Here is a 14,049-nt window from a genome sequence, read left to right as displayed (position 1 = left end):
CAAATATAATAAAAGATCTTTTATATATTAAAATTATATTTTATTTTATGTAAATTATTCAAATGTTTGCGAACTTCTTAAAATAATAATAAAAATTTTCTTTATTTTCAAACTTATTACCAAAAAATTTTATAAAATTTTTTTTAATTCATCTATTTAGACTTTCTATTGGTGCATTATGTTTAAATCCTTTTTTAGACATTGAATAAACTATAAAATCATTTTCATTTACATAGTTAAAAATGAGCTCATTAGCAAAGTCGAACCTCTATCAGATTATATTATCTTTGATTTGCTTTTTCAATGGAATAGTTATTTGTTTCTTTAAAAACAGATAATGCACTATTTGAATTTTCACTTTTATCAAAACTATAACTAACTATAGTTCTTTTTTCTCAATCATATGATATTAAACAATTAATTTTACTTCATTTTTTCCATTATTTAAAAATATATTAAAGTTTATTCCATCCATACCGATTATATTTGGTCGACTATAATTCATTTCCAACAAGCCTTCTCTAACATAAATATTATGTTTTTTTGATTCTGATTTCTTAACACTACGTTTCTTTCTACTTGGATTATTTAATATTCATGGATGATCTACTCTAATTTTTCTAATCCTTTTTTCAGATACTTTTACGCCTTTATTTACATAAATTTACTTACTTATTAAATTTGCGCAACTTGATAAACTACTATTTTTTAGATTATAGTCTATTATTAGTTTATTATCTATTGTATATAGGACTATTAAAATTTGGTAAATCATTAAAATATAGACCATTTTTAAATATAATTATTGGGTTTTCTAAATTATTTTTTAGTTAAACTTAGAAAATGTATTTATATGAATTTTAAAATAACTAATTAATCTATTAGTTCTCAAGACATGCTTTGCAATAAAACAATATATTTGACAACACGCATAATGTTTATAAGCTTTTGTTGCCATTATCATTATCTTGTCCTTCTCGATCGTCTTCAACATGTTCAAAATTATAGTCATTGTGCAAGAAGGTATGAACTTTTACAAAATTTCTTTACTTGCCATTGCTAATAGCTTTTCTTCTTTTTCAAACTTTAATTGTTTTTCTAAAAGTCTAATTTTCTTTTAAAACTTTATTTTCTTTTTCTTTTGTTTTTGAATCTTTAGATACAAATTCTTTTTTTAACTTTTTGCTGGCCAAATAAATGGTGTGGAAGGTTATGTTGAATCAATTTTATCTAAATTTTCTCCTAATTAATACCTTTTTAAGACTTTCTTTTTTAAATATTCATTATACTTTTTAAGCATATTTTCCTTTCTAATATAAAAACTAGTTGTATATATCACTGGTCTACTTAGTTTTTTTCTCTTTATCGATTTTCATAATTATTTCAAAATTAATTAAAAACATAAAAAACTCTACACAAAATGTGTAGAGAAATTCATTATCAAAAGTTTGATTTTAGTTATGATTTTTTGTTAAATTTATCATTATATTTTTTCTATTACTGGTTTATATCTGAAAGAATCAGTAGGTTCATGAGTTCAAATTCCATCTGTAACAAATCTTATGTTGACAAAATTTAATGTAAAATTGAATTCTACTGTTTTAGCTTTCTGATCTCCATTATAGGAATTTATATATAATCCAGGTTTTCTAGTTACTTTATCTCCACTCAGTCAAGAAGCATTTGCCAATCTTAAATGTAAAGGAGGAGTTGATTTTTCAGCCATCTCTCATCCAAAGTATGATTGATTACCTTCACTAAGTAATTTATGTCTTGCTAGAGCTTGAGCATCTTTACCTGTATTTTTAAATTGTAGTTTTGAATCATCAAAGTCCTTGTTTAATGATAAGACACTATTAAATCTTTTTCTAGTTGAATCCCAGTACATAATAGCCTGATAACTTCCTTGATATTCATAATTAGATATAAATTTTATATCAATTGAGTCAAATAAACTATTTTCTCCACCTTTCATACCAGCTATTGAATAACTTTCTGTTGTGTTACCGATACCGTAAACTTCATGATATTTTTTAATACCATTAATGATATTTGCTTTGATTGATTTAAATGTTTGAGAACTTTCATAGTTTTCTTTGTTAATGGCAGTTATATCTTCCTCTTTATTAGAAACTGTGTAACCTGCAGCAATAAACAATTGATTTAAATCAATTTTAAATCCACCCGAAACTTCTAATTTTAAATTTTCAATTTTAAAAATTTTGTAACTAACCGATCTTTTTATAGCTTTTAATAAATCATCTTTATTAGAAACTGTAGTCTGGTCATTTAAATCTTCAGCAGCATTAATTATGCTTTCACTATAAGTTTTAGTTCAATTACCGATATTTTCTAGAATGTAATTTTTTATGGCTTCATCATAATTAACAGCACCTTCTTGTTCTCCTTTTTCGATATTTTTAAAAATATAATCATACAAACTTTGATTTTTCGCTAAACCCTCTTCATTGTAGTAATTAGGAGTTGTTCCTTTATCTTTATCTTTTCATTTATATCTTGATTGACTATTAGCATATAAATTATAGTCTCATACTTCATTTGGATTTTTATCGGAAACATCGTCCACTAATGATGCTGAGTCTACAGCACTAGCATCAACTTTAAAAGTTGTGCCTTGTGATGAAAATAAATCATTTAAAGTCTTTGTAAGTTCAGGTAAAAATTCATCTTTATCAAAAACTTTTTGAATAGCAGAATTAATTTTTGTGCTGTCATTTATAAATTTATCATCACCATTTATTGATGAGTCAGGTTTTATCAAACTACTAAATTTAGAATCTGTAATATATTTATATTTAAGAGTTTTTGCAGCTTCTTTAACAGCTTTTTCAACTTTTTCTGAACCTGTTAGAGTATAACCAAATTTTACAGTTGCTATTTTTGGATCATTTGATGTTGAATTTTCAGAACTTTGGTTATTAGAAACATATGTTAATTTGAAATTTACATCTAAACTAAGATTTAGTACATATTTGCTTAGGTTTTGGTCAGAACCATCTCTAACATTTGCATCTCCAGTTTCCACTTCATCACTAAAAACTACTTTGTTTTGGTCACTGTCATCCATGAATTTGCTAAAATCAATATCTAAAATTTTTTCCGCTGTAAGGCTTCCCACAACAATATTATATTTAGCATTTTTCTTTAAGTTGTCTATTTCATTTTTCATTGCATCATAATTTAAATGACTTTTAACGTCAGCTAAAAATGCATTTTTACTATTTTCATCATTATTTTTTTTCAAAATTTCTGATATTTTATATGTATTTTTTTCTAAAGCATTTACGCCACTTAGCTTATTTTTAAAATTTTTATCAAAAAATTTATTTTGGCTTTTATCAATATTTTCAAATCATAATGAATGCGAGCTTTTTAATTGTTTATCAATAATATTTGAAACTTCTTTTTTAAATTCGTTAAGAACAGATTCATAATTAACAGATGGTTCTGGGTCTTTTACCCCTTCCCCTGTACCATTAGAATCTCCACCATCGTTTTTATTATCTTCAGCAGCTTCATTTTTAGCAGGACAAGCCACAGCTAAGCTAGATGATGCCGCTATTAGACTTATACTTGTTAAAAGACTTAATAACTTTTTCATATTTATCACCTTTCGTTTTTAATAATTACATTAAATATTTTGTATAAACTTAATATTTTTATAAAAATTAGTATTTTTAATTAAAAATTGCTAAAATTAGTTATCTTTTGCTTATAATTGTAAACACTATTTTACACAATTAAATAAACAACAGATACTTATAGAATATAACAAAATAAGTAAAAAAACAATATTTAAATATTAATTAAATAATTTTTTGTATCTTAATTTCTATTTATATTAAGTAAGACCTCAAGATTAGATATAAGGTCTTTCAAGTGTTTCAAAATAGGTTCATATGATTTGGAATCATTACAATTAAAACCATATTTTTCAAATAATTCTAAGGGTCTTAAATTTCCACCTTCTTTTAAAAAACTAATTATTTTTTGACTATTTTTTGTTTTTTTAAAGTCATTATATAAATAATAGGAAACAGCAATTGAGACAGAATATTTATACATATAAAACGGCTCATCAAAGATATGAGATAAATCAAACCAATTATAGTATTTTATTTGATTATCAAAATCACTTAAATAATCTCTTTTAATATCTATTTCATTTAATATTTTTTTTATATTTTTAAAAGTTAATGGTTGTTGTGCGTTTACTAAATCATGAGCTTTTAATTCAAACTTAGTATTTCTAATGGAACTAAAAAAATTTATTATTATAAAATCAATGCTATTTTGTAAAACATTAATTTTTTGATTACTTTCTAATTTTTTCAAAAGATAATCACTAAGTATATGTTCATTTAAAGTTGAACTAATTTCTGCAATCAAATTGCTAAACAAATTAAGTGGTTTAGGTTGATACTTGTTCGAAAACTTTGAATGTACAGAATGGCCAACTTCATGAGCAAGAGTATAAATAGACTCAATATCATCTGTTCAATTCATAGAAATTAAACTGTCAAAATTTGATGAAGAAATTGTAAAAGCTTCAGAGCTTTTATTTTCATCTTCATAAAAATCAATTAAATTACATTTTAATGATTTCTTTAAATATTTTAAGTAATTTTTACCTAAAACTTTAAGTGATTTTTTGACAACTTTTTTACCAAATTCAACAGAATACAAGTGTTTATTTGTCGTAGCAAATCTAAGTGATGTATCTGTATAATAGAATTTATCTGTAAAGCCAAAGTAATTTTTGTATATTTTTAAATATCTATCTATCAAATGTTTATTTTTATCAGCTACATCAAAAAGAATGTTAAGTTGAGACTTATAAAAATCTTTTTTATCAAAATAAAAATCAAAGTAATGCTCTTGATTAATCATTTTAGAATATTCAATATTGTTTTTTATTATAGATTCATAGATTTTTAAAAAAGTTGTTTTATTATTTTTTAAATTTTCTTTGAAAAGTAACTCAACATTCGTTCTAAATATTTGATCTTCTAATGGTCTACTATTTGTCATGATATCATTATATTTATTATTATTCAATTCATATTTATTTTCACCAATAAATATTTCCTTAAACTCATTATCTTTGTACATCAAGGTGTCATACATTTCATATAAAATATTTGATGAATTAGAGACTTTTGAAAGTAGTTGTCTTTTATGCATTGGTAACAAATATTTTATATTTTCATAAAAGTCAAGATATGTTTTATAAAAAGGTTTTAAAGTTTTATCATTAATAACTAATTTCAAAAAATGCTCTCTATCAAAATTTTTTATTTCTTCATCTACTCATGTAAACATTCCATCTAATTGTCTCATTTTATTAAAGTAAATGGACTCGAATTCTTGAGCTTGTTTATCATTATTATCAACTTCTAAAATTTTTAAGTAATGCAATATTTTATCTTCAACTTTGTTAATTTTTTCATTTTTTGCAAAAAACTTTTTAAAAATTTTAAAATTATTTAAGCGATTTTTATAAAAAATAAGTTTTTTATTTTCTTTTATAACTCAATTTAAGTTTTTGTTAAATCTTTTTTTGCCTTTATAAATTTTATTTAAATTTCACTTATAAATATTTTTTGCATGCTTTCTTTGCATCTTAAATCCCTATTCTTTAATTTTTATATTCAATTCATTCAATTGAGATTCGGTAACCAAATCAGGTGCGTAAGTCATTGGGTCTATTCCTGATGAGTTTTTTGGAAAGGCAATAACCTCTCTTATATTTTCAGAATTAGATAAAATCATATTAATTCTATCTAATCCCAATGCACATCCTGAATGATAAGGAGCCCCATATTTATATGCATTTATAAATCATCCAAAGTTTTTATCAATTACTTCTTTACTTAATTTTAAAGCCTCAAACATTCTTTCTTGAATTTTTAGATCGGTTATTCTCTGACTTCCACCACCGATTTCAAAACCATTCATTACAATATCATATGCTTTTGCTTTTGCTTTTTTCATTTCTTTATCAAAGGTATTTAAACAATCATCAGATGGCATAGTAAATGGGTGATGAGCTGCAACAAATCTATTTTCTTCTTCTGAAAATTCAAAAAGCGGGAAATCTACTACTCATAATATTTTAAAATCATTTGGATTACATAATTGTTGAATTTTTCCTAACGAGCTTCTAACAGCACCCATAGCTTTGGTTGCTTTATGATAATCATCGACAATAAATAAAATAGTGCTTTCATTTGAAATATTAAAAAAATCTACTAACTCTTTTTTTTCTTTTTGTGATAATTTTGAGGCTATTGAACCGCTTCACTCATTTTTATCAAATTTTGTAAAAGCTAGTATATTAACTCCATTTTGATTTGCACTTTCAGTTAATTCTTCTAATTGTTTTTTATTTAATAAACCATTAACACATATAGATCTTATAGTTTTGTTATCAAGATTTGAGAATAAGGGTATTTCTGTATTTTTAAATATACTATCCACAGTTTTAATTTCATATCCAAATCTTAAATCTGGTTTATCATTACCAAACTTATCAAATGCTTCAGCAAAACTCATTTTTAAAAATGGTTCTTTTATATCTAAACCTTTTACTTCAAAAAGTATTTTTTTAATAACTGCTTCTATTATTTCCATAATGTCTTTATCTTCAGCAAAACTCATTTCCATATCCAGTTGCATAAATTCTGGCTGTCTGTCAATTCTTAAATCTTCATCCCTAAAACATTTAACAATTTGAAAATATCTATCAAATCCAGATATCATAAATAATTGTTTATATAATTGCGGTGATTGTGGTAAAGCATAAAATTTTTTTGGATTTAATCTTGATGGTACCAGAAAATCTCTTGCCCCTTCAGGTGTTGATTTACCAAAAACTGGCGTTTCTATTTCTATAAAGTTGTTATCAATAAAAAAATTTCTTATTATATGATTTATTTTACTTCTCAAAATAATATTTTTTTGCATAATAGATCTTCTTAAATCTAAATATCTATAAGTCAATCTAGTGTCTTCTTGGGTTTCTATATTATCTTTAATTTCAAAAGGTGTTAAATCAGATTTATTAATCAATTTGATAGTTGAAACTTCAACTTCAATTTCTCCTGTTTTTAAATCTTTATTTTTAGATTTTCTTTCAATAACTTTACCTTCTACTTCAATAACATATTCGTTTTTTAGAAAATCATATTTTTTACTTAATTTTTCATCAATAACAAGTTGAGTTATTCCGTATACATCTCTTAAATCTACAAAGTTAATTGCTCCCATTTTTCTTATTTTTGCAACTCATCCTTGAAGTAAAACTTTTTTATTTAAGTCTGTTAAATTAAGTTCTCCACATGTATGTGTTCTTTTCATTTTCTAATTACCTCTCATAATTTCATCTACTATATTTTCAAATTTAACTTTTTTTTCTGTTTTATTATTTTGTTTTTTCAATATTACAACATTCTCTTTTAATTCATTATTACCAATTATTATGATATTTTTTGAATTATATTTTTCTGATTGTTTAAATGCAGATTTTAAACTTCTACCCATAAAATCAAAATCAACTTTTAAATTTGCGGATCTTAACATTAACAACAAAATATTGCAAAATTGTTTAGCTTTTTCGCTTAAACCTATAATATATGCATCCAAACAAACTTCTTCACTTAAAAATATTTCATTTTCTTTTAAATTTACAATAATTCTTTCAACACCTAAACCTCAACCTGAAGCTGGTAAATCAACTTGCCCCAATTCATTAACTAGATTATCATACCTACCCCCAGCAATAAGAGTTAAATTATTTTTATCTTTTATTTCAAATACAAAGCCAGTGTAGTAGTCCAAACCTCTTACAAGCTTTTTATCTTCGATAAATGTAATACCTAGATTTTTCAAATTTTGTTTAAAATTCCTATAATAAGTTTTTTCCTCGTCATTTAAATAATCTTTCATATCAATAATATCGTCAAATTCATTTTGATCTATTTTACAATCAAGCACTCTTAATGGATTTTTTTCAATTCTAATTTTACAATCATCACATAATTCAATGTTTTGCAGTTGTTTTTTTAATTCTTTTATATACTCTTTTCTTTTATCACCGTTAACCAAATGATTTATATATAAATTGTAATTTTTAATTCCAACTGAGTTTAAGATATTTACAGCCAAACAAACAATTTCGCTGTCTGATTCAGGAGATTTTGATCCAAGTGTTTCAACTCCAAAGGTAGTAAATTCTCTTTGCCTACCTTTTTGGGGTCTTTCGTATCTAAACATGCTTCCAAAATAAAATAACTTAAGTGGTAGGTTTTCATTTATATACAATTTATTTTCTAAAACTGCTCTGACAACTGGTGCTGTACCTTCTGGTCTTAATGCTAATTGACGATCTTTTTTATCACTAAATATATACATTTCTTTATTAACAATATCCGTTTGTTCCCCAACACCTCTTAAAAATAAATTAGCATCCTCAAATAATGGTGTTCTTATTTCATTATAATTATATAAATCAGCAATATTTCTAAAAATCATTTCTAATGCGAAGTATTCCTTTGCTTTTTTTTCAAATAAATCTTCAGTTCCTCTTGGTTTTTTAATCATTACAACCACCTATATTTCTAACTATAATATTTTACACTATTAAATATAAAAAAATACCTATAAAATGGGACTTTAACTATATTAAAGATGATCTATTTTAAATTCTTTTTGTATTTCTAAGTCATTTTTTGCGTTATTTATTTTTGTTTTGAAACTATCATGAAATTTTTGGGGCAAAAACTTTAAAAATAAATGTAAATTATCATTTAATCAAGCAAAATTATATTCTCCCGAATTTAATTCTTCTAATAAAACAAAGTTAAAATGCATAACTTTATTTCTAAAATCTTTTAATTCATATAATTCATCTTTCTTATTTGCTTCTAAAATTTTATTTTTGAAAATTATATAAAGAATATGTGATCAACTATCTTTATTTTCACCTTTTTTTATTATGTTAAATTTTTCAAATACTGAAAAATCATTTAAATCATAATTTTTTACATATTTTTTATTTTTAATTACATAATGATCCAAAATAAGAGCTTTTAATGAATCTTCTATATTTGCAAAAAAACGATATAAAATGTTTTTGATTCTTTTATCATAAATTATAATAGACCTAACTTCTTTATAATTAATAAACTCTTTTTGAGTTATTTCTTTTAATATATTTGCAATATATAAATATGTTTTTAATCCTCTCAAATCACAATAATCTTTAAAGTCTTTGATATCTTCGCTGTCAATCAATAAGTTTCTTATCTCTAATGCCATAAAATAAGCCTCATTTCTAGATAAATTAATTATATCTTTGATAATTTTAAAATAAAAAAAATTACAATATAAATTGTAATTTTTAATGTCAAGATTGGCAGTAATGACATTTAGTAGCACTTGTATAAATATTGCAAATACTTATTGTTCATACTATAATGAACTATTTAAATTATACACTTATATTTTACAAAAAAACCTTTTTTTGTATAAAAAATTAGTTTTTATATAAATTATTATCTCGGCTCGCATAGATTTGGTGTAATGTTTCTGCTTCTTCATTAAATTCTTCTATCAATGAGTTAATTCTTTCACACATTACATACAAAAAAATATCATTATTTTTATTTAATTTAATATATTTTTTATTTAAGCAAAATCACGAAGGGTCTTTTTTACACACCTTTAACATATTAGGAAAAGCATCAATCATATAATTGGTAAACCTCTTTTTAAGATCAAAATACGAATTTTCAAGTTCCTTAGAGTATATTTTAGCTAATTTAGACTTTTTAAGCATAAAACCTCTGATTTCAAGTTTTGGCATAAGCACCTCCATATATGAATATCGTATTTAAATAAGTGTTTATGCCATAAAAATAAAAAAATAGGTTATTTTTCTAACCTATTTTTTCAATTGTATTTATAAGTTTTAAATAAGCTCATCTAAGATTACCTAGTTCTCCACAATTATAGTAGTTATCGAGTTTACTTTCAAATTTATCAAAAGTGTCATTAACCATTTTTCTTAAATTTATAAAATCAGTTTCTTCAATAACATGTTTTAAACTATAATAGTGTTTTTTGATTTTTAATATTAAGATATTGTTTAGATATAAGAATTCTTTATAAATATCTAGCTCTTCTAACAAAACCCCTACAAAATATTTAGGTAATCAGTTTATTTTGTATTTATTTTTTATAAGTCAATCAACTTTATCAGAATTTTCACTAATTGATTGTGCAGAATCATATGAAGATAATTCTTTAAAAAGTTTAGTTCTTTTTTCTTTATTAATTGTATATTCTGGTTCTAATTTTTCTTCTTCTCACCATCTTATAATTTCACTGTATGGAATAACTTCATCGTGACAAAGTGATAAATAAATTAACCAAGACTCATCATTAATTTTAGGTCTTTCTTGATTAAAAGCTAATAAATTAAATTTTTTAACAACTAGTAATCCTTGAATTATACTGTTGATGTGACCAAAATCGCCTCAATGGGTTACCATAAGTCCTTTGCAAAAACTTAATCTTTTAGAGAGATTATAAAGGGATAATATATTTAAGCTTGCATTGGAATAGCTTGAAAATATATTTTCAAAAGTTAAATCACTTCCACATAAAATTTGTTCAAATCCATTTCTATCAACTAGTTCAAACTGTTTTAATTCAGGATAAGAGTGATAGTTGCAATTAGCTATTTTGACTTTTTTATCTAATTTCTCTAATATAAAATAATTATCCTCATTATCAACGATCGCATGGCCTCAAATCATTGGTTCTTTATTTTTTTCTAATATATAATTAATTATTTTATTAACATAATTAAAATAAATTTCTCCAATGTCTGCAAACTTAACTTTTCTAATAAACTCCTTAGTATATAAATCATAAGGTTCATCGCAACCAATATTAATAATTTTTGATTTAAAATTTTCCGTTGCAAAATCCAAGATTGCTTTTGTGTATTTTCATGAGTTATCGTTCAATGGGTCTAATGTGTAGTGATTAAGTCTATCTAAAAAGTAAAACTCTCTATTTAAGTACTTTACAGCTGTAGTATCTTGGATTTCTTTATATTTAGTAGTTAAATCATATAAATGACTAAAAGATGAAACAGCAGGAATTATTTCAATAGCAAATTTTGATGCAAACTCAATTATTTTTCTAATCAGAATTTTTTCAAATCCTGCTAATCATACCTCCCCATCAACTATACTATTTGGTTCTATATAAAAATAAACTTGATTAATTCTTTGACTTGATAAATAAAATAATAAGTTTCTAATAAAATTTTCTTTTGGTATTTTTCCCCTACTTATATCTAATAAATATGATCTTACTAATAATGAGCTTTTTAACTTTTTATTAAAATTAGTCTCTAAGTTCTCTTTGATGTAATTACTTGCATAATATAAAGATCTCAAATTAGAAGCTTTAATAGTTAATTGTTGATCACTTGTATAATCAATTGAAAATTCATCGATCGTTTTCACTTCATCATATTCATCAACTTCTTGAACTTGAATATTTAAGTCATTAATCAAAATACAATTGAAGTTCTCAACCATAAGTTCATTTAAAAACTCATATTTATTATAGTATTTTAAATTATTTTCTCTGTACATATAAAATCATTCCCTTGCCCAAAAATTTTATCTCAAACTTAGTATAATATTCTTAAAATAATAAAGCAAATCATTTTATATTTATCTTGATTAAAAATACAACACTTTTGATAAGTGTTGTATTTTGTTATTTAAATAAAATATAGTTTCTGTCTTCACTATCTTCTTTTTTCATGTTTTTGTCATTAAGTATCAATTTTTTATAGTCTTCCACTCTTTGTCTTTGTGTTTCAGACTCTTCATATGATACTAGTTTATTACTTAAAACCTTAGAAAAATCTTTTAAACCTGAAACTCCATAAGTGAATGCATAACTAGCTGTATATGGAATTACATAACCAATATAGTAGCTTTTTGGAGCGGCTTTAATGTAAAATGGTAAAGCTAAAAAATCTTTATATAAATAGCTTGCTTCTTGCTTTGCAAATTCTGTATATCTATTTTTCAAATCAACCTGAGTTTGATCTGCTTTAATAATCTCATTGTTATATTTTTCATATTTTCTTGCAAAATCATCTGATATTGAAGTTTTTAAAAAATCTTTTACATAATAGTGATTATCCTTAGTATTGTATTGAAATAGTTTTGCAGTACCTGTTCTTGTACTTGCATCACCATTTATTGTAAGTGTATTTAAAAAAGTTGCTGGATCTGCATAATCTGGTCATCAATTACCATTGCATAAGTCAAACTTACCTTGAGTTCATAAAGATAAATATTCATCCGCTGTTGTTACATTTTCTTTAACTTTAATTTGAATTGGATTACCATCAATTTCATTAAATCTATCATACATATTTATTGCTCTAGGATTTAATGTTGCAATATCTTCAGGATTTAATAAAACCTGTAAATTAAACTTTTCATTCTCACTATTAATTATTTTTTCTTGAACCATATATTTTTTTAAATCACTTAAAATTTGTTGGTCAGTTTTATCTGTATATAATTGTGTTTTATCTTTGTAAGCATCTACACCTGCTGATAAATCTACTTCATTTGCTTTTTCAGTACCAACAATATTTTTAACTTCATCTTCAATGTACTTTGTGTAGTCTTTATTATTTTTGTCCACCCCTACTTTTGCTGCTGTGTAAGTGTTTCTGATCATTTGTGAAGTTGGTTGATTGTTATCAAATTTATCTGTGTAATATTTCAAAAATACACTTCTATCAATTTTAGTTGAAATTCACGCTCTTGCATATTTATTTTGTAATAACTTACTTGCTTTAATAGCTCTTTGTTTTTCTATGTTATCACTGTCATCAATAGTTGAATTATACAAATTAAAATACAAAGCAGATGATGCAACTGAATCAATTGTTGGTGTATCATATGTGTGGTCGAATGTTGGTTTATTAATATCTGAACCAATGTATCTATTTCAACCTTGATCGTCTTTATTATTAATAACAAATCCCGATGAGTTACCTGCTTCAAACAATTCTCTTTCTGTTGAAGGTGTTGGCTTTGATATTATGTATAAGTATTTGATTTTATCAATACTTACCATATCTTTAAATCAATAACTTTGACTTTTTTCTAAAATCATTTCATCTTGATTTTTTATTTCTTTTGGTAAAAATGCACCTGAATAATAAGCTTCTTTAAAGTTTGTTATATTTGCCATATTTTTTCTACTATCTAAGTGTATTGGTGCAAAAGCACCAAAACATAAAAGTGACTCAAAATATGGAACTGATTTTCTTAATTTAAATTTAACTGTTTTACTTGATTTATCCAGAATCAAACCAAAATCATGATTATTATTTTTTGCATCACTTCAACTTGCATTTTCATTATCAATCAAATATTTATTTAAACCTTCAGCACCTTTAATAAAAGTATTTCAAAGATTTGTAATTTCAGAATTAGTTATTGAAGATCTCATTACAAATTCTGCTGTAGTATCAAAATCATCTGTTGTAATAGAAAAAACATTTGTTCCATCTCAACTACTTCACTTAGCTTCATCTCTTATTTGATATGTTCATTCTGTAAAATCTTCATTATGTTCTCCAACATATGTTGAATCTTTCTTACCAGATTCAAAAATATCTCCAAATGTTCTTCCATACTCATCGACACCTAAAGGGTTTGCGTTAGTGTTTGCTAAAATATTATAATTAGTAGCTTGGAAAGTATAAGCTGTGTTTCATGATGTTACTGCATATTGATAAGTTGCTACATACGTTTTAGAATTTCATTCCCTATTTAATATCTTATCGATACTAAATCCACAAGATATAGAAAATGAAGAAACTACTAGAGTTGCTGCAAATCCTATTTTTAAAGATAAAAGTTTTTTTAACTTATTTGACATAAATTTCTTTCAACAAATTATTTATTTTCATCA

The 14,049-nt window shown here is 24.1% G+C and carries 9 protein-coding genes; all 9 read right to left on the bottom strand.

Going from position 1 to position 14,049, the window contains the following annotated elements:
* Positions 1 to 40 precede the first annotated feature (40 nt).
* Entirely contained in the window at positions 41 to 202 is a 162-nt protein-coding gene (locus tag SHELI_RS06180) for a hypothetical protein (RefSeq protein ID WP_232306387.1), read from the bottom strand.
* A gap of 1,281 nt (positions 203 to 1,483) precedes the next feature.
* Positions 1,484 to 3,622 carry a lipoprotein gene (locus SHELI_RS02650; protein WP_069116430.1) on the bottom strand — a complete coding sequence of 713 codons (2,139 nt, stop codon included), beginning with the start codon at positions 3,620 to 3,622 and terminating at the stop codon, positions 1,484 to 1,486.
* A 224-nt stretch (positions 3,623 to 3,846) separates the two neighbouring features.
* Entirely contained in the window at positions 3,847 to 5,643 is a 1,797-nt protein-coding gene (locus tag SHELI_RS02645; RefSeq protein WP_069116428.1) for a M3 family metallopeptidase, read from the bottom strand.
* A gap of 9 nt (positions 5,644 to 5,652) precedes the next feature.
* Positions 5,653 to 7,380 (bottom strand): aspartate--tRNA ligase, encoded by a 1,728-nt coding sequence (gene aspS, locus SHELI_RS02640; protein WP_069116426.1) that lies wholly within the window; start codon positions 7,378 to 7,380, stop codon positions 5,653 to 5,655.
* A gap of 3 nt (positions 7,381 to 7,383) precedes the next feature.
* Positions 7,384 to 8,622 carry a histidine--tRNA ligase gene (hisS, locus tag SHELI_RS02635; RefSeq protein ID WP_069116425.1) on the bottom strand — a complete coding sequence of 413 codons (1,239 nt, stop codon included), beginning with the start codon at positions 8,620 to 8,622 and terminating at the stop codon, positions 7,384 to 7,386.
* 81 nt (positions 8,623 to 8,703) lie between these two features.
* A complete protein-coding gene (locus tag SHELI_RS02630; RefSeq protein ID WP_069116423.1) occupies positions 8,704 to 9,339 on the bottom strand; it encodes a hypothetical protein in 636 nt (211 codons plus the stop codon).
* A 217-nt stretch (positions 9,340 to 9,556) separates the two neighbouring features.
* Positions 9,557 to 9,886, bottom strand: coding sequence for a hypothetical protein (locus SHELI_RS02625; protein WP_069116422.1), 330 nt, complete (start codon positions 9,884 to 9,886; stop codon positions 9,557 to 9,559).
* Positions 9,887 to 9,959: 73 nt separating this feature from the next.
* Positions 9,960 to 11,693, bottom strand: coding sequence for a family 20 glycosylhydrolase (locus SHELI_RS02620; RefSeq protein WP_069116420.1), 1,734 nt, complete (start codon positions 11,691 to 11,693; stop codon positions 9,960 to 9,962).
* 127 nt (positions 11,694 to 11,820) lie between these two features.
* Positions 11,821 to 14,016: an ABC transporter substrate-binding protein gene (locus SHELI_RS02615; RefSeq protein ID WP_069116418.1), complete on the bottom strand. Its 2,196-nt coding sequence runs from the start codon at positions 14,014 to 14,016 to the stop codon at positions 11,821 to 11,823.
* Positions 14,017 to 14,049: the final 33 nt, after the last annotated feature.

The sequence above is a fragment of the Spiroplasma helicoides genome, assembly GCF_001715535.1.
Classification (GTDB): domain Bacteria; phylum Bacillota_I; class Bacilli_A; order Mycoplasmatales; family Mycoplasmataceae; genus Spiroplasma_A; species Spiroplasma_A helicoides.
The sequence above is the reverse complement of the archived record's forward strand: the minus strand, read 5'-3'. Positions and strand labels throughout refer to the sequence as shown.